This is a genomic window from Bacillus sp. MBGLi79, from assembly GCF_002953915.1.
On record NZ_CP026521.1, the window covers coordinates 2,624,614 to 2,646,671 of the forward strand.

24 protein-coding genes and 2 riboswitches are annotated in these 22,058 nt (G+C 42.9%); of the genes, 2 read left to right on the forward strand and 22 right to left on the reverse strand.

Annotation, left to right across the window (positions count from 1 at the left end):
- Positions 1-25: 25 nt before the first annotated feature.
- Entirely contained in the window at positions 26-598 is a 573-nt protein-coding gene (gene fmnP / locus C1T29_RS13120) for a riboflavin transporter FmnP (protein WP_014664441.1), read from the reverse strand.
- A 152-nt stretch (positions 599-750) separates the two neighbouring features.
- A riboswitch (FMN riboswitch) is annotated at positions 751-885 on the reverse strand.
- Between the two features lie 208 nt (positions 886-1,093).
- On the opposite strand from fmnP, the gene serA reads away from it, so the two are divergent.
- Positions 1,094-2,671: a phosphoglycerate dehydrogenase gene (gene serA, locus C1T29_RS13125; protein ID WP_014664444.1), complete on the forward strand. Its 1,578-nt coding sequence runs from the start codon at positions 1,094-1,096 to the stop codon at positions 2,669-2,671.
- A gap of 40 nt (positions 2,672-2,711) precedes the next feature.
- Here serA and aroD read toward each other — a convergent pair whose 3' ends face one another.
- The 15 genes from aroD to scpA form a co-directional block, all read right to left on the reverse strand.
- Positions 2,712-3,482, reverse strand: a complete 771-nt coding sequence (gene aroD, locus C1T29_RS13130) for a type I 3-dehydroquinate dehydratase (RefSeq protein ID WP_103749613.1) — start codon at positions 3,480-3,482, stop codon at positions 2,712-2,714.
- A 110-nt stretch (positions 3,483-3,592) separates the two neighbouring features.
- Positions 3,593-4,699, reverse strand: coding sequence for a GerMN domain-containing protein (locus C1T29_RS13135; RefSeq protein WP_103749612.1), 1,107 nt, complete (start codon positions 4,697-4,699; stop codon positions 3,593-3,595).
- Positions 4,635-5,219 (reverse strand): RNA polymerase sigma factor SigX, encoded by a 585-nt coding sequence (gene sigX / locus C1T29_RS13140; protein ID WP_069149801.1) that lies wholly within the window; start codon positions 5,217-5,219, stop codon positions 4,635-4,637. Before sigX ends, C1T29_RS13135 begins: the two co-directional genes overlap by 65 nt.
- A gap of 203 nt (positions 5,220-5,422) precedes the next feature.
- Positions 5,423-7,192 carry a sensor histidine kinase ResE gene (resE, locus tag C1T29_RS13145; RefSeq protein WP_040082745.1) on the reverse strand — a complete coding sequence of 590 codons (1,770 nt, stop codon included), beginning with the start codon at positions 7,190-7,192 and terminating at the stop codon, positions 5,423-5,425.
- Positions 7,189-7,911, reverse strand: coding sequence for a DNA-binding response regulator ResD (gene resD, locus C1T29_RS13150; protein WP_040082743.1), 723 nt, complete (start codon positions 7,909-7,911; stop codon positions 7,189-7,191). Before resD ends, resE begins: the two co-directional genes overlap by 4 nt.
- An 80-nt stretch (positions 7,912-7,991) precedes the next feature.
- Positions 7,992-9,167 (reverse strand): cytochrome c biogenesis protein ResC, encoded by a 1,176-nt coding sequence (resC, locus tag C1T29_RS13155; RefSeq protein WP_069149802.1) that lies wholly within the window; start codon positions 9,165-9,167, stop codon positions 7,992-7,994.
- 19 nt (positions 9,168-9,186) lie between these two features.
- Positions 9,187-10,815 carry a cytochrome c biogenesis protein ResB gene (resB, locus tag C1T29_RS13160; RefSeq protein WP_071580452.1) on the reverse strand — a complete coding sequence of 543 codons (1,629 nt, stop codon included), beginning with the start codon at positions 10,813-10,815 and terminating at the stop codon, positions 9,187-9,189.
- The gene (gene resA, locus C1T29_RS13165; protein ID WP_095431499.1) at positions 10,812-11,351 is read right to left on the reverse strand and encodes a thiol-disulfide oxidoreductase ResA; all 540 of its coding nucleotides are present in this window, start codon (positions 11,349-11,351) and stop codon (positions 10,812-10,814) included. The genes resB and resA overlap by 4 nt, the downstream gene beginning before the upstream one ends.
- A 94-nt stretch (positions 11,352-11,445) precedes the next feature.
- The gene (gene rluB / locus C1T29_RS13170) at positions 11,446-12,180 is read right to left on the reverse strand and encodes a 23S rRNA pseudouridine(2605) synthase RluB (protein ID WP_014664454.1); all 735 of its coding nucleotides are present in this window, start codon (positions 12,178-12,180) and stop codon (positions 11,446-11,448) included.
- Between the two features lie 91 nt (positions 12,181-12,271).
- Positions 12,272-12,808, reverse strand: a complete 537-nt coding sequence (gene spmB, locus C1T29_RS13175) for a spore maturation protein SpmB (protein WP_071580451.1) — start codon at positions 12,806-12,808, stop codon at positions 12,272-12,274.
- A 4-nt stretch (positions 12,809-12,812) separates the two neighbouring features.
- On the reverse strand, positions 12,813-13,403 hold the full coding sequence (gene spmA, locus C1T29_RS13180; protein WP_103749611.1) for a spore maturation protein SpmA: 591 nt from the start codon (positions 13,401-13,403) through the stop codon (positions 12,813-12,815).
- Positions 13,391-14,539 carry a D-alanyl-D-alanine carboxypeptidase DacB gene (gene dacB / locus C1T29_RS13185; protein WP_103749610.1) on the reverse strand — a complete coding sequence of 383 codons (1,149 nt, stop codon included), beginning with the start codon at positions 14,537-14,539 and terminating at the stop codon, positions 13,391-13,393. The genes spmA and dacB overlap by 13 nt, the downstream gene beginning before the upstream one ends.
- A 122-nt stretch (positions 14,540-14,661) precedes the next feature.
- Positions 14,662-15,201 carry a YpuI family protein gene (locus C1T29_RS13190; protein WP_014477219.1) on the reverse strand — a complete coding sequence of 180 codons (540 nt, stop codon included), beginning with the start codon at positions 15,199-15,201 and terminating at the stop codon, positions 14,662-14,664.
- A gap of 54 nt (positions 15,202-15,255) precedes the next feature.
- The gene (scpB, locus tag C1T29_RS13195) at positions 15,256-15,849 is read right to left on the reverse strand and encodes an SMC-Scp complex subunit ScpB (protein ID WP_014664458.1); all 594 of its coding nucleotides are present in this window, start codon (positions 15,847-15,849) and stop codon (positions 15,256-15,258) included.
- Positions 15,839-16,594: a segregation/condensation protein A gene (scpA, locus tag C1T29_RS13200; RefSeq protein ID WP_014664459.1), complete on the reverse strand. Its 756-nt coding sequence runs from the start codon at positions 16,592-16,594 to the stop codon at positions 15,839-15,841. Before scpA ends, scpB begins: the two co-directional genes overlap by 11 nt.
- Positions 16,595-16,807: 213 nt before the next feature.
- Here scpA and C1T29_RS13205 point away from each other — a divergent pair, with 213 nt between their 5' ends.
- Entirely contained in the window at positions 16,808-17,332 is a 525-nt protein-coding gene (locus tag C1T29_RS13205) for a DUF309 domain-containing protein (protein WP_071580449.1), read from the forward strand.
- 13 nt (positions 17,333-17,345) lie between these two features.
- On the opposite strand, the gene ribT is transcribed toward C1T29_RS13205, so the two are convergent.
- The 6 genes from ribT to C1T29_RS13235 all read right to left on the reverse strand — a co-directional run bounded on the left by ribT (position 17,346) and on the right by C1T29_RS13235 (position 22,026).
- Positions 17,346-17,720 carry a GNAT family N-acetyltransferase RibT gene (gene ribT, locus C1T29_RS13210; protein WP_014664461.1) on the reverse strand — a complete coding sequence of 125 codons (375 nt, stop codon included), beginning with the start codon at positions 17,718-17,720 and terminating at the stop codon, positions 17,346-17,348.
- Positions 17,721-17,833: 113 nt separating this feature from the next.
- Positions 17,834-18,298, reverse strand: coding sequence for a 6,7-dimethyl-8-ribityllumazine synthase (gene ribH / locus C1T29_RS13215; RefSeq protein ID WP_003223915.1), 465 nt, complete (start codon positions 18,296-18,298; stop codon positions 17,834-17,836).
- A 32-nt stretch (positions 18,299-18,330) separates the two neighbouring features.
- Entirely contained in the window at positions 18,331-19,527 is a 1,197-nt protein-coding gene (locus tag C1T29_RS13220) for a bifunctional 3,4-dihydroxy-2-butanone-4-phosphate synthase/GTP cyclohydrolase II (RefSeq protein ID WP_103749609.1), read from the reverse strand.
- 14 nt (positions 19,528-19,541) lie between these two features.
- The gene (gene ribE / locus C1T29_RS13225) at positions 19,542-20,189 is read right to left on the reverse strand and encodes a riboflavin synthase subunit alpha (RefSeq protein ID WP_014664463.1); all 648 of its coding nucleotides are present in this window, start codon (positions 20,187-20,189) and stop codon (positions 19,542-19,544) included.
- A gap of 10 nt (positions 20,190-20,199) precedes the next feature.
- Positions 20,200-21,285 (reverse strand): bifunctional diaminohydroxyphosphoribosylaminopyrimidine deaminase/5-amino-6-(5-phosphoribosylamino)uracil reductase RibD, encoded by a 1,086-nt coding sequence (gene ribD, locus C1T29_RS13230; protein ID WP_103749608.1) that lies wholly within the window; start codon positions 21,283-21,285, stop codon positions 20,200-20,202.
- A gap of 130 nt (positions 21,286-21,415) precedes the next feature.
- A riboswitch (FMN riboswitch) is annotated at positions 21,416-21,560 on the reverse strand.
- A 121-nt stretch (positions 21,561-21,681) separates the two neighbouring features.
- Positions 21,682-22,026, reverse strand: a complete 345-nt coding sequence (locus C1T29_RS13235; protein ID WP_071580445.1) for a hypothetical protein — start codon at positions 22,024-22,026, stop codon at positions 21,682-21,684.
- Between the last annotated feature and the right edge of the window lie 32 nt (positions 22,027-22,058).

The window sequence follows — 22,058 nt, forward strand, 5'->3', positions numbered from 1 at the left end:
AGCTCCCCGGCGGGAGCTTTTTTATTTAATGGATATGTGCACTTCGCTGCTGCTCAATCCATGGCTTAAGCTTGATAAAAATAAGTGAGAAAACAACCGTAATCACAATACCTTTTATCATGTTAAACGGCAGGATACCCGCCACGACTGCTGTTTTCAGCGCGCTGTCGGATAATGCCGGTGAATGTAAAAACCACGTGTAAGCAGGAAGAATCAGAACATAATTTAAAATACTCATCAAAATGGTCATCGCTGCAGTTCCTAAAAGCAGGCTGACAGCCAAGCCCTTTGCTGAGTTGAGCTTTTTAAATAAGAAAGCAGTCGGCAATATAAAGAGTGTTCCTGCAATAAAATTCGCAATTTGCCCTACAGGAACTCCTGCCATGCTTCCCTGAATGATATACTGAAGAACATTTTTTATCGCTTCTACGGCAATACCCGCCAAAGGTCCGTAAATCAGAATGGCAATAATAGCGGGAACATCGCTAAAATCGATTTTTAAATAATCCGGAAGACCCGGAAACGGGAAATTTAACAGCATCAAAACAAATGCAATGCTGCTCAGCATACTGACCACAACTAATTTTTTTACTTTCACTTCACTCTCTCCTTTTCGATCACATCTTACTCGAAAACGGAAAGGTCCTTTTCCAGCCAATAAAAAAACCGCTTCAATATAAAAGCGGGGTTTCGAAAATTAGGCTAGGCAAAGAAACGTTTGAAAACTTTAATTTCAAAACGCTTATGAACCTCCATCTTCTCCCATCCAGACTGTACTGTCGGCTTCGGAATCTCACCGAATCCTGCTGTAAAAACAGCTCGCGGGCTTAGAGCCATTGGCTCATCACCGCCGGTAGGGAATTTCACCCTGCCCCGAAGATTGATCATATGAAATTTAGTTCCATTATAAACGATAACTGGTTGGCTGTATAGAGAATTGCTTCAAATTATAAATATTGCCTATAAGCTGTCAGAACATTGATATATTAGGCTTTACTTTTATCCTTTACTGCGTCAATACACGTTGACACTCTTTTGAGAATATGTTAAATTATCAGATATTTAGTTTGTCAATTTAGGAGGAAATCTAACGATGTTTCGAGTATTGGTCTCAGACAAAATGAGCAACGACGGTTTACAGCCACTTATTGAATCAGACTTTATTGAAATCGTTCAAAAGAACGTAGCAGATGCAGAAGATGAATTACATACTTTTGATGCTCTTTTGGTGCGAAGCGCGACAAAAGTAACAGAAGACCTTTTCAACAAAATGACTTCTTTAAAAATTGTCGGAAGAGCCGGTGTCGGTGTCGATAATATCGATATTGATGAGGCAACTAAACACGGGGTAATCGTGATCAACGCTCCGAACGGCAACACCATTTCAACAGCTGAGCATACATTTGCGATGATCTCTTCTTTAATGAGACATATTCCTCAAGCTAATATCTCAGTGAAATCCAGAGAGTGGAACCGTACAGCTTACGTCGGTTCAGAGCTTTATGGAAAAACACTTGGTATTGTAGGATTAGGCCGAATCGGAAGCGAAATTGCACAGCGTGCGAGAGCGTTCGGTATGACTGTGCACGTTTTTGATCCTTTCTTAACGGAAGAAAGAGCGAAAAAAATCGGCGTAAACAGCCGTACATTTGAAGAAGTGCTAGAAAGTGCGGATATTATAACTGTTCACACGCCTTTAACAAAAGAAACAAAAGGCTTATTGAATAAAGAAACGATTGCAAAAACGAAAAAAGGTGTTCGCTTAATTAACTGTGCGCGAGGCGGTATTATCGATGAAGCTGCACTTCTCGAAGCTTTGGAAAGCGGGCATGTTGCCGGAGCGGCGCTTGACGTTTTCGAAGTTGAACCGCCAGTTGACAACAAACTCGTTGATCATCCATTAGTCATTGCCACTCCTCACCTGGGAGCATCAACGAAAGAAGCACAGCTCAATGTCGCGGCACAAGTGTCAGAAGAAGTTCTGCAGTTCGCAAAAGGTCTACCTGTTATGTCAGCTATTAACCTGCCTGCTATGACAAAAGATGAATTCGCTAAAATTAAGCCCTACCATCAAATTGCAGGAAAAATTGGCAGCCTTGTATCACAGTGCATGAAAGAACCGGTACAGGATGTTGCCATTCAATATGAAGGCACAATTGCCAAACTTGAAACATCGTTCATTACAAAAGCCCTTCTGTCAGGCTTTTTAAAACCGCGCGTTGACTCTACTGTTAATGAGGTCAATGCCGGGGGTGTCGCAAAAGAACGCGGCATTAGCTTCAGTGAAAAAATTTCCTCTTCTGAATCTGGATACGATAACTGCATCAGCGTAAAAGTGACAGGAGACCGAAGCACCTTTACTGTAACGGCTACGTATATTCCTCATTTCGGGGAACGTATTGTCGAGATCAACGGATTTAATATCGATTTTTATCCGACAGGTCACTTGGTATATATCCAGCATCAAGATACAACAGGTGTTATTGGCCGAGTAGGACGTATTCTCGGGGATAACGATATTAACATTGCAACCATGCAGGTTGGCCGTAAGGAAAAAGGCGGAGAAGCCATCATGATGCTTTCCTTTGACAGACATCTGGAAGATAAAATTGTGAAAGAACTAACAAATGTCCCTGATATTGTGTCTGTGAAGCTCATTGATCTACCATAATCAAAAAAACTCAAGCTATATAGCTTGAGTTTTTTTTGTTCTATTCTCGTGTGTTGTTTTTATGCAAAATGTCTAAGACACTCCTTAGCTCAGAAACAGGTATTTGGCCTGGCGCCGACGCCTCTTCTCCCGCGCCAAAAGTACAGGCCGATCCAAAAATCTCACCGCTCAGCCTGCTGATGAGCCCTGTGGCAGCCATTGACATTGTAATAATGGGACGGTCTGCATATTTTGTTTTCATTGTATACGTCGCATCAAGCAGCGTTAAAAGATCTCCAGTATCATTCGGCATGACAGCCATTTTTGGAATATGCGCGCCTAAATCCTGCATTTTTCGAAGTCTGGAAAGAATTTCATCTTTTGCAGGTGTTTTTTCAAAGTCGTGATTTGACATCACCACATAGACGTTGTTTTCTTCCGCCAGTGACACTAACGATTTTACATGTGCATCTCCTGTAAATAATTCGATGTCTATCAGATCGATGTCTTTTGTTTGGATTGCCGATTCCAGCAAAGCAAGATAGGAGCTTTCGTCTATTTCCAGGCTTCCTCCTTCTTTATGGGTTCTGAATGTAAATAGAAATAGCTCGTCCGCTAAAGACTTACGAAGCTTAGAAATCATCTTTGTGACCGCTTCTCTGTCATTCGCTTTTTCAAATACGTCAACTCGCCACTCTACAATATCCGGATTCAGAAGTTTTACAGCTTCTGCTTCATTCAAAATTTGTTCTTCCGTTTTTCCCATCAGCGGAACGATGATTTTCGGCATCCCTTCTCCGATGGAAACTCCTTTAATCGTTAACACGTTCACTCGTCTCAAATCCTTTCAATCGTTACCTTGTTTTATTATACACGCACAACTTTTTTTTGAAAATTTCTATTATATGAACAGCAACTAAAAAAGAGCCCAAAAGGCCCTTTTTAGTTTAAGAAAATCGGATTTGGAGCAGCTGGCACCGGTATTGCATCTGATATGTCATATTTGCCGATTTTTTTCGTTCTGGTTTCCGTAAAGGTCACTTCTGTGAAACCAAACTCTTTTGCAGTTAAAAGTAGTCCCTCAATCATTAAAATACCGGCAATAGAATCATCAACTTCTGAGTCCTTTGAGAAGCGGATATATAAGTGTTTCTGTTTCTTCGTTACAGATTGGACAGCACCCGCTTGAATAAGAGGTCTCGTATCTTCTTGACTGCTCGAGTCCATTTCCATAATTGCTTCTTTTACTGTATCAAAAGAATTTTTTGACGGAACGAGAAAGTCTTGTCCCTGTTTATTTTGGTACAAGTAGTAGGATCGTTTTGACTGTTTGGGAATCGAAATTTCCGTAAAAGTGCCATATGAGCCAAGCCGAACCCCAGGCTCATTTTGATCCGAAAGAAATTTTATTTTTTCATAAGGACTCCATTTTAAGGATTCTTTCAGCAATTTTTTTAATAGTGTATCATCTTTTACAGAAAAAGCCGTAATAGGCTGATGGACTCGTACACTTAATTCCTTCTGCTTTGGGTTTTCCTTTATTTCTACTTCATCTATGAAGGATGGAATCGTAATGGCATGATCAAAGATATCCAATTCACTACTTACAAACAGCATATCCTGTATCGTTTGGTATGCATTTGTTTTTTGGATGCTGATGGGTATGATTGCGGATGTATCGGCATCAGCAACCGCTACAGTGATGTAATTGTCTTGTTCCTTTTCAGGTACAACATACGATGTCTGATCCAGGGATGATGCAGCTTTTGGGCTGTCTTCTGTCTCAGTTTTCGTTACTGCGTGCTCTTGGGACGCTTCTTTTTGTTGAGGCTGTGCCTGATCAAAGAAATGAGGAGAAATAATGAAGGCGATATAAACCGCAATTGCAGCGGCACACGCGGGGCCAATCCACCTGACAGCGGGCTTTTTTTTACGCTTTGCCATCGTCAGCCGCTTGTAAATATCCTGAGGCGAACGATGGTCTTTAACTGCCGGAAGTTGACTTAGCAACTCCTTTATCTGTTCTTCGTTCCATTCTGACTTCATCATCCATTAGCTCCTCCCTCAAAAGCTCCATATGTTTCCGAAGTACTTTGAGCCCTCTGTGTTGGGTCGTTTTTACTTTGCTTTCCGAGAAGCGCAGAGCCTTGGCTGTTTCCTGTATTGAATATCCCTGAATAAACCGCAAGATAATCACAGCTCTTTGATCGATCGTACATTGATCAAGTGCAGCATAAATTTCCCGGGCATTTTCATGTTGAACCGCAAGTTCGTCCGGAAGCAATTGCTGATCCCTGACATCCTGTGTATCCCAGTCAAATGTGCCAAGTATACGCTGTCTGATCGTTTGCTGTTTACGGAACCAGTCTATCGCTACATGGCGTGCGATAGACAAAAGCCATGTTTTTTCACTGCTTCTTCCTTCAAACGTATGATAAGAATTTAATACACGGATATAAACCTCTTGAAGAAGATCTTCTGTCTGGTTTTTATCCTTTACCATATAAAATAAAAATTGGTACAAATCTTGATGATATGTATCATATAATAATTGAAAGGTTTCTTCCATTTGAAACCCCTCCGTTCACTTTTTTGTCGTATGAATAGCTTGAAAAGTTACATTACAACTATATTACGAGAAACTGGAATTTGGAAGGGAATTTATATTAACATATCCTTAAATTTTATTAATGTTGGCTATTAAAAAAACACCCGCTCAATCAGCGGGTGTTTCTTATGGAACAAGATTCTTCGGCAAATTCAGACTCGATTTTACCGTTTTGTCGGAATATAAAAAGTAAATGTTGTTCCTTTATCTATTCGGCTGTGCACAGTAATCGATCCGTTGTGGGCTTCCACGATATTTTTAACGATAGCCAGCCCTAGACCGGTTCCTGCTCTGCCCCTTGTCCGCGCTTTATCTGCCTTATAAAACCGCTCAAAGATAAATGGCAGATCTTCTTCTGGTATGCCGGATCCGGAGTCTTTGATATCAACTTTCAATCCATCCTTTACAGAATGGACTGTAATGGAGACACTGCCGCCAGATGAAGTATGACGCAGCGCGTTATCGATCAAATTGGTAAATACCTGCTCCATCTTGTCTTCATCAAACATAAATTCCTCTTCTGCGAGAGAAATGTCATGATGTAAAGCAATATCTTTTTCTTTAGCAACACCGGAAAACTTCCGAATAATCTTCTCTAAAAATTCATTGACATTGATTTTTTCATAATGCAAACCTGTATGGCCTGATTCCATTCGGGCTAAATCAAGCAAATCATTAACTAGTCGGCCCATTCGGAGCGATTCGTCATAAATGATTTGGGCGATTTCTTTCCGGTCTTCTTCAGAGCTTGCAATGTCATCAACAATCGCTTCACTGTATCCCTGTAGCATAGAGATCGGTGTTCTCAGCTCATGACTGACATTTGCGATAAAGTCCTCCCGCAGTTTATCAAGGCGGCGTTCTTCAGTCATGTCACGCAGTACGGCAACTGCTCCTCTGACGTGCGATTCCGCGTAAAGCGGCGACATCAAAAGCACCCATGATCTGCCTTGCAGCGTCATCTCAATCATTTGTTCTTTTTCAGTGCTGACAGCATTTTGGAACAGTTCTTTTGCTTCAGGCGGAAGGTTGTCGCCTTCTTTGATATTCATGTTCTGCTCATAATACCAAGCCTGAAGAAAACGTTCAGCAGGCGGGTTGGTCACAAGAATCGTACCGTCAATATTAATGGTAATAACCCCGTCAGCCATACTGCTCAAAATGTTAGAAAGCTGCTCTTTTTCTTGATTGAGCGCATTGATATGAAAGTTAAGCTGCCGGCCCATTTGATTAAAAGCGGTCGCAAGTTCACCGATTTCATCCTGGGTTAAAATCGGGATTTTTGTATCGAACTTGCCCTTCGCCAAATCCTGCGCGCCTTCTCTCATTTTTCGGAGCGGGTACGTGACCCTGCTTGATAAAAAGAATGCGAAAAATGTGGTCAGCACAATCGCGATCCCCGCGGCAAGAAAAATATAGCGGGTCGTATGTTTTGTTGTATCTTTCACGGCAAGCAAAGACTGGGATAAAAAGACCATGCCTTTTTTTCCGTCTTTTTCATACGGGACACCTACAATCAAGCGTTCATTATCCGTATCTGTATCACTCAGTCCCGTTCGTTTACTTACTTTTTTATGGTCTCGGAGAGCTTTATTTAAGTCTTTGTCATGCTGTATTTGCTCAACCGTAATAGACGACAGGCGATTTTTGTCATTGGGAGAATACCAGTACTTTTTCTCATCCTGGATGATGGCAATGCTTGTTAAGTTATCAGCGAGCTCCCAAGTGATTGATCGTGCCAGTGCCTGGTCCTCGTGATTTTCCAAGATGACAGCTACTTTATTCGCAAGCTGTGTTAAATCATTCTCAGCTTCTTCCACATGGTAGTTTTCAATAAACTCCAGCAAAAGAACCGTTAAAATGAACAATACGATCAAGACGAGTGAAAGGATCGTAAACCACAGCTTGCCTACTACGCTTTTCCAAAATTTCATTCAGCGCCGACCTCAAATTTATAACCTACACCCCATACGGTGACAATTTTTTTCGCAGCTTCCGGAGATACCTTGTTCAGCTTCTCTCTCAGGCGTTTGACGTGAGTGTCCACTGTCCGTAAATCACCAAAAAACTCATATTGCCACACTTCTTTCAGAAGCTTTTCCCGATCATACACCTTGTCAGGCGTTTTCGCTAAGAAGTATAGAAGTTCATACTCTTTTGGCGTCAGGCTTACTTCCGTTCCATCAGCCGTTACGCGGTGAGCATCATGGTCAATAGACAAATGTGAAAACACGAGCACATTTTTCGTCGGTGTATTGGCATTGAAATAAGAGGTTTGGGATGCTCTTCTCAAAAGGGCCTTTACACGCAGCACGACTTCTCTCGGGCTGAACGGCTTAACAATATAATCATCTGTTCCCGCTTCAAACCCCTGCACCCGGTTTGCTTCTTCTCCTTTTGCGGTCAGCATGATAATGGGTGTCGCTTTTTTTTCGCGAATTTGCCGGCACACTTCAATTCCGTCAGTCCCCGGCATCATCAGATCAAGCAAAATCAGGTCATAATTGGCTTCAAGCCCTTTGGCAATGGCTTCATCACCATTTTCCGCTTCATCTATAACATAATTTTCACGTTCAAGATACATTCTTAAAAGGCGGCGAATTCTGGCTTCGTCATCAACTACTAATATTTTTGTTTCGTTCGTTTGGTCCATGTTTTCCCCCTGCTTTCCTTCTGTTACTTTCATTTTATCAAATCGTGAGAAAGTTTGAGAACTGTGTCGCTTTCAAAGGACTATGCATAAGAATGAAGTCCGGCAAGCACTAGATTTACGAATATTAAATTAAACATAATAATAGCAAAACCGATTACGGCCAGCCATGCTGACTTCTCACCGTGCCAGCCTCTTGACAGTCTTAAATGCAAGTAAGCGGCATAAAACAAAAACGTGATCAGCGCCCATACTTCCTTAGGGTCCCAGCCCCAAAATCTCGTCCACGCGAGCTGAGCCCAAATCATCGCAAAGATCAGTGCGCCGAGCGTAAAGACCGGAAACCCGATTGATACGGCCCTGTACCCAACCTCATCCACCAGATCAAGATTGACGTTTTTCACAAGCGGATGTAAAAGAGCGCTGATTCTTTTTCTGATGATCAGACGGAGAGCCCCATACAACACAAGACCTGCTCCAAATGACCAAATGACAGTGTTCACTTTTCTTCCTGAGAAAAGCGCGGGAAGATCAACAAGCGGTTCCATTCTCCCCTCGGTCAAAAGCTCTCCCTGATGCGGACCGACAAGCGCAGGCATTTCGTACACCATCACGCTTTTTTCTTTATTTTTATCCACCCAGTTAAACTCCGCTTCATAGCCCGCAAGACGAAATGCTGATGTAATCGCAATAAAGGCGACGGTTGTGACCAGGATAAACATAATCGCTTCAAGCCAGAAGGTTTTTTTACTTGGTTTTGTCTGGTCTACATGCTTCAAAAGAAAGATGACACCAGCGACAAAGCTGATGGCAAGTATAGCTTGCCCAAGCGCGGCCGTTGTTACGTGAATATACAGCCAATTGCTTTGGAGCGAAGGAATTAAAGGCGAGATATCTGTCGGGAACATGCTGGCGTAGGCAATCAGCAGTAAAGCGATTGACAGCGTAAACAGGCCTAATGAAGGCAATCTATAAATAAAATAAAGAATAATAAACGCCAAAACAAGCATCATGCCAAAAGCGGTGGTGAATTCAAACATATTGCTGACCGGCGCATGGCCGCTGGCAGCCCACCTTGTGATGAAATACCCAAGGTGGCAAATAAACCCAACAACAGAAAGGGTGATTCCAATGTTGGCCCATCGGTTTTGCCTGCCCTTTTTACCTTTATTTCCTCGTATGGCCCCGCCGAAAATCGGGACAGCGATTAAATACACAAGAAAGGCCGCATAAAGAAAATTTCCGCTCAGCTCTGCCATGACATCACTCCCTTTTCGCCTATTTCTGTGTTTTGATTAATTCTTTTTGGTCCGCCGGTTCAGCCAGTCCGGAATCATCCAATATAAATGCTATATCCTTCTTCAGGCCAAACCAGTTTTTATTGGTATGCCCCGCCACCATGACTGCGCCGTCCTGTGAGTGCAGCCAGATTCTTCGATGCTGCCAGTACATACCTTGAATGACACCGATCATAAAAATGGCTCCGCCGACAGCAAGCACCCAGAGTGTCAGATCCTTTCTGACTGTAAGTCCCGTAATGTTTTTCGTTTCGACATGGTCAAATTTCAGCTTGTATTTATTGCTGCCTGATCCTTCGATGGTTTCTTGGATGGCGACAAAGCTCTTTTCACCCTTTGGTTTATCCGGCGTTATGATATTAAAGACAAAAGCCGGATTGTTAGGGATTTTTGTTTTCGTGCTTGGTTGTCCGTCCTGATTAAAATAGAAGTCTGGCAGATAGCTGGCGATTTCCACTTTGTAACCGTTGCCAAGATCATAGACCGAATCTGGATCCAGAAGGTTAATCTTCAGGCTTCCAAAAGATTTTTTTGTTTTTTTATCAATCAGCTGGAACACCATTTGGTCAAGCTGATTTTCTTTATAATCCACCTGGTAAACGGAAAAAGAATCAAAGCGCAGCGGCTGATTGACACGGATGTCTTCTTCTGTTACTTTTTTCAGCTTCGGCTTTTCGCCATAAACAATTTTTCCTTCTCTCTTGTAGAGAACGGCATCGGTTTGAAAGTTCTTTGCCACTCTCCCGTCCCCGACTCTGTCAATGGCATCTGCAAATACCTTTTTTTCCGTTTTGCTGTTATAGGTCTCTACGCTGAATTGATTGTTTTTCAAGTAGTATTTCCCGTCTGTACCCGGAATTGCTGCGGTTTCGCCTTCTCTGACCCAAAGCGTCTCATCGACGTACATGCCTGGCACAAATCTCAGCATCGCACCAATCAGAAAGATGATCAATCCAATGTGGTTGACATACGGGCCCCAGCGGGAAAAACGCCCTTTTTCAGCAAGAATGCTGCCCTCTTTTTCTCTGATTCTATAATGTTTTTTCTTTAATAGGGCAACTATCTTTTCTTTTGCTTCTTCGGTCAGTACAGTAGCCGTTTCACTGAACAAGCGCTGCCTTCTTAAAAAAGCTGGGTTCCTTCTGATGCCCTGGTTTTTTAATGCTCTGTACAACGGAATGACACGGTCAAGGCTGCAAATCACGAGCGAAATGCCGATCGAGGCAATGAGCAGCAAATACCACCAAGAACCATATAAATGATGAAACCCGAGCAAATAATAAAGCTGGCCAAACACGCCGTACTGCTCCTTGTAATAAGTCTCGGCCTGTGCGCCCGGAGGCAGATAGGCTTCCTGGGGAAAAATGGTGCCGAACGCTGATGCAGCAAGGGTTATGACAATAAGCCATATTCCCACTTTAACCGAAGAAAAGAAATTCCAAATTTTATCGATAATTGTTTTGTTATAGGTTTGCGAACGTCTTGCGCTTCCGTCATATCTCATATCAGCGAGCGGAGGCTGGGTTTCCTGGAGAGCCCTTCCGCATGATTCACATAAAACGGTTCCGACCGGGTTTATATGTCCGCATTCACATTTGACTTGCTTCATCCCGAAGCTTCTCCGGGTTTTATGAGATTCATATAATCGTGTATCATGCTTTCTGTCATAGTGCCGGTCACCACCTTGACAACTTTTCCTTCCGGATTGATCAAAAAGGTTGTCGGAAGCGGAGATACGTCGTAGGCATCAAGCACTTGGCGATCTGTATCCAGAACAACCGGGAAATTGACTCCGTAGGATTTCATAAAATTATGTACTGCTATCTTTGACTCCCCAACATTTACAGCGACAATTTCAACACCTTGATCTTTAAAATACTTATATTGGTTTGCCATATAAGGAAATTCTTTTTTGCATGGTTCACACCATGTACCCCAGAAATTCAAAAAAACACCTTTCCCTTTTAAGTCACTGAGCTCGATACGTTTCCCATTCGTATCCTCAAGGACAAAATTCGGTGCGTCGGACCCTTCGGATATACTCTCTTTATCGGCAAATACAGCGTTGTAAATGGTATAGCCAAGTGCGCAGATTAAAACGAGAAGGATGCCGGTCCGAATGAATAATCGCCTTTTTTTCTTCATTGTCCACTGCCCCCTTCCCCCTATTGCAGATCCATTCAATTATATCATTGCAAGTTCATTTCACATTTCTTACTTTTTGAAGTTTATGTGAAATTTAGAAAGCGTTTTTACCGTGCTCCGCCAGTGCTCTGAGTCTTTTTACTTCATGAGGCGTAAGTTCTCTGGCATCTCCCGTGTGCAGGCCTCGCAGGTTTAAAAACGCGTATTCCTCACGCTTCAGCTTGATTACCTCATGTCCGATCGCTTCAAACATGCGGCGCACCTGTCTGTTGCGTCCCTCATGGATCGTCAGTTGAATAATGCTTGTCTGCTTTTTCTTATCCAAAGACAATAGCTTCGCTTTAGCAGGCGCTGTTTTGCCTTCTTCCAGCCTAATTCCACGCTCTAACTTTCTGAGCAGCTCTTTAGGCGGGATTCCTTTTACCTTCGCCACGTATGTTTTGTCTATTTCATACTTAGGGTGCATCAGCTTATTGGCGAATTCGCCGTCATTGGTTAAAAGCAAAAGACCGCTCGTATCATAATCCAGACGCCCAATCGGATAAATGCGCTGCGGAATATTTTTAAAAAAGTCCGTCACCACTTTGCGTCCTTTATCATCTTGCGCTGCAGAAATAACGCCTCTCGGTTTATATAAGAGAAAGTAAACCGGCTCTTCGCGTTCAACCTTTAACCCGTTTACCTCAATCTGATCAGAACCGGTGACCTTAACACCGAGCTCTGTTACTACTTTGCCGTTCACCTTTACTTTTCCTTCTTTAATCAGCTCTTCTGCCTTTCTGCGCGACGCAACTCCGGCATGAGCAATTACTTTTTGCAGTCTTTCCATGTCTTTCACCTCAAGTATTATCTTACTTTTTTCAACCATAACAAACAAGCTTTTTCAAATCCCTATACCAAATCTAAAAAAAACGCCGTTTTCAGGCGCTCCCAAATAATAACGTAACGATGATGATTGATGCAACTACGCCGATTAAATCAGCAAGAAGTCCCACCTTTAATGCATCACCCATTTTTTTAATACCGACTGCACCAAAATACACTGTCAGTACGTAAAGCGTTGTATCTGTAGATCCCTGCATGACGGAAGCCAGCCTGCCGATAAAGGAATCGGGCCCGTATACTGCGATTAAATCGGTCGTCATTCCGAGTGCGGCCGTACCGGAGATCGGGCGGATCAGAGCAAGCGGGACCACCTCAGCAGGGATGCCGATAGCGGAGAAAACCGGTTTTAAAAGATCCATTATAAAATCAAGCGCGCCTGATGATCGGAAAACAGTTATCGCGACAAGCATTCCGACTAAATAGGGGATAATGGAGAAGGCGATTTCTATCCCCTCTTTGCCTCCTTCGACAAACGATTCATATGTGGGAACCTTTTTGATTGTCCCATAAAGAAGTATGCCGGCAATAATGATCGGAATCATCGCTAAAGACATCCAGTTGATGATTTCCATCCGCTTACCTCCCCTTCTTCTTGCGGCGATAATAAAAATACCGGTCAATGATAATAGCGCCGATTCCGGAAATGAGCGTTGCCAAAATGCTTGGTCCGACGATATCTGTCGGCGTTTTGGATGAATAAGCCATCCGGACAGCGATCACCGTTGTCGGAATGAGTGTAATGCAGGACGTATTAACAGCTAAAAACGTAATCATCGACCGGCTTGCTTCCGATCGGTCTCCATTCAGTTTTTTCATTTGCTCCATTGCTTTAATGCCAAGCGGAGTTGCTGCATTTCCGAGGCCGAAGAAATTCGCCATAAGATTAGATAAAATGTAGCCCATCGCCGGGTGATCCGGGGGTATATCAGGGAACAGCTTAGATATAAAAGGCCTGCACATCCGGCTGAAAATATCCAAAAGCCCTGACTGCTCAGCTATTTTCATTAAGCCAAGCCAGAAAACAAGCACGCTCATCAATCCAAATGAGATCGTAACGGCTTCTTTCGCACCCTTAAACACGGCTTCATTTACATCTTGCAGAGTTCCGTTGCACATCGCAAAAACAAGTCCGATCACAGTTAAACTGACCCAAATTACATTGACCATTTTGCTCCGCCTGCCGCATTCAGAAAGATTGACTTAAACGTTTCAAAAAATTGTTTCTTCGGTTTTTGATGACGTTCATTTTCATAATAGATTGGCACTTTTGCGATGGTTTCATTGTTGAACATGATCTCCATGTGCCCTACGATGTCAGGAATTTTTGAGGCGTCTTTTTCCCATGCTTTTTTTGGCTTGAGCAGCGTGGTATTAATTTTCACATCTTCTTTTTCCTCTTCGTTCAGCAAATAGGTGATATCTCGTTTGATAAAAGCCTTCGATTCATAAAATGTGCCTTTCAGCTTTGGAATGTCCCCTTTTTTTGCAATTAAATAGGTTTGATAGTGATCAAACACATAATTAAACATTTTCATATGGTCATCCCAATCATCAGGGTCATTAATGGTGACGGCTATCAGGTTAATGCCATCCTTTGAAGCCGTTGAAACCAGTGTCCGTTTTGCAAGTTTTGTATAGCCTGTTTTTCCTCCTGTGCTGTATGGATAAAGCATGGTAAGCAGTTTATTTTTGTTTTTCCATACGCTTTCCATCGTTTCCGCTTTATATATTTTTGTGCCTGAAATCTTTTGATAGTCTTTCAGCTTCATAGCATATTTAGTTAAAATGGCCATGTCATAGGCTGTTGAATAATGATTTTCATGGTCGTCCAATCCGTGCGGGTTTTGAAAACGGGTGTTCTCCATACCAAGCTGCTCGGCTTTTTGATTCATCATATAAACAAACCCATCGAGGCTCCCACCGACATGCTCAGCAATCGCGACAGCGGCGTCGTTTCCTGATCTTAGCATCAGGCCATACACAAGATCTTTTAATTTCACTTTTTGACCTTCTGTTAAATAAATGGCGGAACCTTCTGTTCTGACAGCATTTGCCGAAACCGTCACCGTTTGATCCATTTTGCCGGATTCGATAGCGAGGACGGCGGTCATAATTTTTGTGATGCTGGCAATACGCCTTTTTTGATGCTCATCCTTGGCAAATAACACTCTGCCTGACGCTCCGTCGATAATGATCGCGCTTTTTGCACTGACATCTATAGCTGCATGTGCTGTATTCACATTTACAGTTGCAATCAGAAAAGAAATCATAATCACGAATACTGCTTTTTTGAAAATGCGCATGTTTGCTCACGTCCTTGTGGTGGTTTGTACAAGTTTATGCGCATGTCCATCAGTTATGAATAACAATTCTATTTCTGGAAGCAAACATAAAAAAACTCTCCCTTAAAAAGGGAGAGTAAACGTTATCTGATTGGCGCCATGCTTGATCCGGACGCTTCGTAATGAGCCAGCTCTTCCCTCATCTTCAGAAAGGCTGCGCTCAACGGCAATAGTAATTGCTCAAGCGACGCAGGAACAGCATGATAAAACTCAATTGCGCTGACCCCGGTATAAGACGCCCGGCTGTTTTCACACCACGTGTCTTTTTTCGGCATAAAGAACTCTTCAATGCATTGGTGATACACATTATAAAGTGTTTTTTCCGCTCTGGCTTCCTGAAAAGGCTCCTGCATCAGGAGACGGCGGCACGCTTCTGCGCCTCCTTCACAAAATACTGCCATTCTTCTCAAAGTGCTCAGCACATCACAGCAGTATCCTTTTTCAATAGGCAATTCAGCCTGTAAGGACTCAAGCGTCGTTTGATTTAGGTAATCGTTCACGGTATTGACAACCATTGATAAGAATTCGCCTGTTTTTTGAGTCTGCGCTCGCACAATCGAATGTCCCATTTCGTTTGGTATCTTCCCCTCATGTCTTTGTCTCTCACATTTTGCTTCTTTCATGATAGCTTCTTCCTTATATCTTATGATGATGAAAAAGCGCGATTCATTAAACTTCTATTTTATATCTTCGAAGGTTTGGTTAAAGTTTTCAAAAAATAAATCTGCTTCTTCTTGAAGAACGTCTTCTTCCGCATTTTCAGGCAGCGGCGGAAGCTCGTCCAGTGTTTTTAGACCGAATTGTTCAAGAAAAGTCGGCGTTGTACCGTATAAAATGGCACGTCCCGGACCGTCAGCACGTCCCACTTCACACAATAACGCCTTCGCGACGAGACTGTGTAAAATCCGCTCTGATTTTACTCCTCTGATTTCTTCAATTTCTGCTCTCGTAATTGGCTGTTTGTATGAAACAATGGCCAGCACTTCTAAAGATGCTTGAGAAAGGCCCTTGGACGGCACTTCAATCAGTTTTTTCAAGTAAGGTGCAAAGTCTTTTTTGGTAGAGAGCATGTACGTATCTGCATACTCAATCAGTTCAATGCCTCTTGTATCCCCGCGGTATTCGTCCGCCACTTCCGCCATGATGGTGTTCAGCTCAGGCTCTTCGATTTCAAGCACTGTTAACAGCTGCTTTTTTGTGAGCCCTTCATCGCCTGCCGCATAAAGAAGGGCTTCCACTATAGCTTTCCAATTCACGATATCAAGCCCCATGAATGGATTCACTCCCCGTAATGTAAATATCTGAAAAATTTTGCTCCTGTTCAATGAGAACCAGCTGATTTTTCATCAGCTCGAGAACGGCTAGAAAGGTCACTACTAAATGTTCTTTTTGCTCATATGGAAACAGGTCCATAAAGTTGATTCTCGTTCCTCTTGATTTCAGGCTGTGCACGATTTCGTTCATTCTGTCTTCGATTGGTATGTCCTGTCTGGTAATCGTCGTTTCCATCGGCCTGTTTATTTTTTTGCGTTTCAGCACTTTTTGAAAAGCCCCGATCATATCATAGACCGTAACAGAGAGCTTTTGCTCAGACTGTTTTATTTCTTTTGCGTATTCACTCAAATCACTCGGCGGTTTCGTGAACGATTTTTGTCTTTCTTCTTCCCGTTCTTTTAAATCCTTCGCCGCATCTTTATATTTTCTATACTCAATCAGCTTTTCAATCAGTTCCTCACGCGGATCCTCTTCTTCAAGTAATTCATCTTCAAAAAGCTCCTCCTCTTGCTTCGGAAGCAGCATTCTGCTTTTAATGCTGAGCAGCGTGGCGGCCATAACCAAATACTCGCTGGCAATATCGAGCTCAAGCACGCGCATTGTATGTACATATAATAAATATTGTTCAGTGATCTTCGCCACAGGTATATCATATATGTCAATTTCAAGACGATTGATTAAATGAAGCAGCAGGTCCAATGGGCCCTCAAACGTATCAATTTTCACTTGATATTCTTCCATCATCTCACCATTTTCAAGTATCACTCTCATTGCCGGTAAAACTGGCTACCCTTTAGTATAAGCCACCAAAAAGCTCTCGTCCAATACTATTTCATTTCCTGTTTTGAAGCAGTTTGTACAGAATATTCAAAACGCGAAATGCGTTGGCTGAGCGTTCTTTTTTCCTTTTATCCTTCCTGTGTTACACTAAAAGACATTAAAGGAGGAAGCACCTTGTATCCAAAAGCTTATATAGATTATCTCGTTGAGTTTCACGCGACACGGGATTATTTTGAATGCCATGAAATATTAGAAGAATATTGGAAGGAAGATCCGCCAAAGAAACGAAAACGCTATTGGGTCGGCTTTATTCAGCTTGCAGTTGCTTTATATCATCACAGAAGGCAGAATACAGCCGGGGCCAAAAGACTGATGGCGAACAGCATCCGGGTTCTTCAAGCAGAACACCAGGCAGTCGAAGACTTAGGGCTCGATCATGGGCGTTTGCTCGAGCTTATGCAAACGGTTTATGAACAAATTGAAACCGGCTCTGCCTATAAAAGCATTATGCTGCCGATCAAAGATGAGAAATTAAAGGAAGCTTGCCGGAACGAATGCAAGAATAAAAAGTATACATGGGGGCAGCCCAGCACACTTAGCGACACATTTCTTATCGACAAACACCGTTTGCGGGATCGAACTGACGTCATCCGCGAACGTGAAAAAGAAATAGAACGCAGAAAAAAAAGCAGAGGCTGATCACAGCCTCTGCTTAATTATTGTATGAAATGTCTTGATCCTGCTGATCTTGACAACGTTCGAAAAAGCTCTGCGTTAATTCATTTGGAACCAGCACTTGCGTTTTGAATAAATGCTTTAAAGCATCCATCATCTGTTTTCCGATTCCTTGATGGCGATGAGAAGGATTCACACTGATATGCCGGATCTCTACCTCAGAATCCTTTTTTTCGACTCCGATTGCTCCGACGATATCCTCGTCCTCTTTCCAAAGAAAGAGCTGGCGGTCTGTATCCGTTTCGTAGTCCTTAATTGTCTGCTGAAGCTGCTTAAGGTCTTTTTCATTCGGCATAAACGAAAGAAGTCCCATCGCAATCTTTTCAAACGATTTTTTATAACGAATTAACATAAAAACCCCTCTATATCCAAAATGTCCAGTCTGCTATTAAACGGATACGAATAGGTGATCCGTTTTCTCACATTATATCATTTTCGCCATATTTTTAAACTGTTTTCAGCAAATTATTCAAATGAGCGGTTTAAATTTGCCATTTCTATGGCAGAAACAGCACAATCTACACCTTTGTTGCCCGCTTTTGTGCCGGCACGCTCGATAGCCTGTTCGATGTTTTCAGTTGTCACAATTCCAAAGATGACAGGAACTCCAGTAGTGTTTGCGGCTTGCGCGATGCCTTTTGCAGCTTCATTGCAGACATAATCATAATGAGTCGTCGCGCCTCTGATGACAGTGCCTAGTGTGATAATAGCGTCATATTTTTTTGTTTCCGCCATTTTTTTCGCAGCAAATGGTATTTCAAATGCGCCTGGAACCCAAGCCACATCAATATCATTTGTGTCTACGCCGTGTCTGAGCAACGCATCTTCTGCACCGCTCAGCAGCTTGCTCGTAATAAAATCATTAAATCTTCCTACTACGATTCCGATTTTAAGACCTGTACCAACTAAATTTCCTTGTATGATATTCATATGATTCCCATCCTTTTTTGTGATATTTGTGATTAGAAATGAAGTAAATGACCCAGCTTGTTCATTTTGGTTTGCAAATATTTTTTATTATGCTCTTTCGCCTCCATTTGAAGCGGCACTCTTTCTGAAATACTGAGTCCGTAGCCTTCTAGGCCTGCGATTTTCCGCGGATTATTCGTCAAAAGCTTCATATTCCGCACACCGAGGTCGCGTAAAATTTGTGCACCGATGCCATAGTTGCGAAGATCCGGCAGGAATCCAAGCGCCTCATTGGCTTCGACGGTGTCATAGCCTTGTTCCTGAAGCTTATAAGCTTTTAATTTATTGATTAAACCGATGCCTCGTCCTTCTTGGCGCAAATACAGAAGCACTCCGCGGCCTTCTGCGGCAATTTGGGTCAGCGCGGCGTGAAGCTGCGGACCGCAGTCACAGCGATGAGACCCAAACACATCACCTGTGAGACATTCTGAATGCACCCGGACCAATACCGGTTCTTCTCCGAACGGCACATCCCCCATCACAAATGCGACATGCTCTTTTCCATCTACCTCATTTGTGTATCCGTAAACCTTGAATGTGCCAAAATCAGTAGGCAGCGTAATGTCAACTTCACGCTCGACTAGTGTTGTCAGATCGTAACGGTATTGAATCAAATCTTTAATCGTGATCATTTTCAGCTGATGCTTTTTCGCAATTTCAATGAGCTCAGGCACTCTCGCCATCGTTCCGTCTTCATTCATAATTTCACAAATGACGCCGGCTCCTTGAGATCCGCAGGCTTCAGCAAGATCAACAGCAGCTTCTGTGTGGCCCGCTCTTTTCAGGACACCTCCTTTTTTCGCAATCAGAGGAAAAATGTGCCCGGGACGCTGAAAATCAGATGGCACGGATTTGCTGTCCAGCAAAGCTTGGACAGTGAATGATCTTTCTTGAGCGCTGATACCTGTTTTCGTTTCACGATGGTCTATGCTTACGGTAAAGGCAGTATGGTGAGAATCTGTATTATGCTCAACCATAGGGTGAAGATCAAGCCTGTCTGCAATTTCCTCACTGAGAGGCGTGCAGATCAGTCCTCTTCCGTGTGTCGCCATAAAGTTAATCACTTCCGGCGTTGCATGCTCGGCTAGAGCCACAAAGTCTCCTTCATTTTCTCTGTCTTCATCATCTACAACGATGATGACTTCACCTTTTTTTAAAGCGTCAAGTGCTTCTTCTATCGGATGAAACATGCAAATCTTCCTCTCTAAAAGCCGTTTTCGCTTAAGAAGGCTTTTGTAATGGTTTGTTGGGTCTTATTTTCATTGGCTTTATGCAAAAATCGATACATATATTTTCCGATCATATCGCATTCGATATTCACTTTAGAGCCGATCGTTTTTTCTGAAAAGATCGTTTCGCTGATCGTATGCGGTATTAAAGAAATCGTCACTGTGTCTTCTGTCAGGCCGAAAATGGTTAAGCTCACGCCATCCACGGTAATTGACCCCTTTAAAACCAATGTTTTGGTTAAAGACGGGTCCATTTTTAAATCATAGTAAACTGCGTTGCTTTTCTCTTCAATTCGTGTGATTTCCGCAGTTCCGTCGACATGGCCTGAGACGAAATGGCCTCCGAAACGGCCGTTTGCCGCCATCGCTCTTTCCAGATTTACTTTGCTTCCTTTTGATAAATCATTCAGTGACGTAGCTTTGACTGTTTCAGGCATAACATCCACAGTGAATTGATTTTTTGTAAAATCAGTGACAGTCAGACAAATACCATTCACTGCAATGCTGTCGCCAAGATGAACATCCTCTAAAATCTTTGAGCATGTAATTGTTAAGGCCATTGAATGCCCTGCTTTTTTCATGGACTCGATTGTGCCTGTTTCTTCGATAATTCCTGTAAACATGGTCACCATCCTACTCGTTTGTCGGTTTGGCCGTCAGTTTGATATCACGGCCGATTTGGGTTATATCAGTGAATTGTAATAAGGGGACATCTTTCATTGATTGAAAACCTTCACCGGAGATTAAGCTGGGAGCAAGCGTTCCTCCGATTAGTTTAGGGGCAAAATAGAAGATGATTTCTTGAAAACAGCCTTCTTTGACAAAGCTTCCGTGAACAGCTGAACCGCCTTCCACATACACCGACATGATGCCTTCTTCCGCTAGGATTTTCAAAACATCGGGAACTTGAATGCGCTCTGTTTCCAGTGTAAATATGTTCACTCCGAAAGCGGAAAGCCGTTTTTTCTTTTCCTCGTCTGCGCGTGCCGTTGTAAAAATCCATGTCGGCGCTAATTGATCGCAAATCACTTTAGCGTCCTCAGGAATCGAGAGTACGGTATCAAGTATAACCCGAACCGGCTGTTTTGTTACATTCGGCAGTCTGCAAGTTAAGCTCGGATTGTCGGCTTTCACCGTCCCAACTCCGACTAGAATGCTTTGGTGTGTTTTCCTGTATTGCTGAGCATCCTGTCTTGCAGCCTCTGATGTGATCCATTTGCTGTCACCCGTGCTGGTAGCTATCTTGCCATCAAGGCTTGCGGCCGCTTTTAGTGTGACGTACGGAAGGCCTGTCCTCATAAAGTGCAGAAATTTTTCATTCAGCTTCTCCGCCTGGTCTGGCAGGATGCCTTCACTTACCTCAATGCCGGCTTCTTTTATCATGCTGATCCCTCTTCCAGCCACAAGCGGGTTAGGATCTCTCATCGCCACGAACACTCTTTTGATGCCAGAATTGATAATCAATTCTGCACATGGCGGTGTTTTTCCGTAATGGCTGCACGGTTCGAGTGTAACGTAAATGTCGGCCCCCTCTGCATGTGCTCCAGCCATATGGATAGCATGAACTTCTGCATGAGCTTCCCCATATTTTAAATGGGCGCCCATTCCGACAACTTGTCCGTCCTTTACGACAACAGCGCCGACGAGCGGATTTGATTCGGTCTGTCCTTCGCCCTGCTTCGCAAGATCTAATGCCAGTTCCATATAATACTCTTCCATTTGTTTACCTCCCCTCTTTTGTTATTTACCGTCAAAAAAAGCCCCGAATTTATGAAAAATCCGGGGCTTTAGGTATTTTACGCAATAGGAAATAACACTATGCATTTTTAAACTTTTTGCATAGCGGCTCATCATCCTTCTCCCATCCAGACTTTCACTGTCGGCTTCAGCTTAAACTGAATCCACCGCGTGCTTATGCACACGGGTCACGGGCTCTAAAGCGAATTCGCTTTACTACCGCCGGTCGGGATTTCCACCCTGCCCCGAAGGATACAATCTTTATTCATTTGTCCTTATTGGCTATTATAGCGATCCTTCTAAAAGTACGCAATGAAATAAACTTACAATTTGAGAAAAACAAAAACATCACCCTTCGATCTGAAAGGTGATGTTTTGTTAATCATTCACTTTTGCAACCTTGATTAATCCATCGATCCGCTTTGATTTGCTGAAGTATGCCTTAATCTTGTCACCTTCTTTTATATCAGATAAATCCTGATTTAATTTTTTTCCGTTGAAGATGATTTTCGTTCCGTTTTCTGCTACTCCATGATACTCTGAGCCGTCGATTGTCGTTACTTTATATTCTTGGATGGTGTATTCCTCTTCTTCCGAGGACAAGGTTTGTCCGATTGCTGTCGGGACATCCTTCAGCTCAACATCATTTATGTACATATAACCGCCTGCAAGTAAAAGCAAAAGCACTAACAGAATGGTAATCTTGGTTTTTATTCTTCCCATATCTAAACCTCCAGCCAATATGAATCTATTCA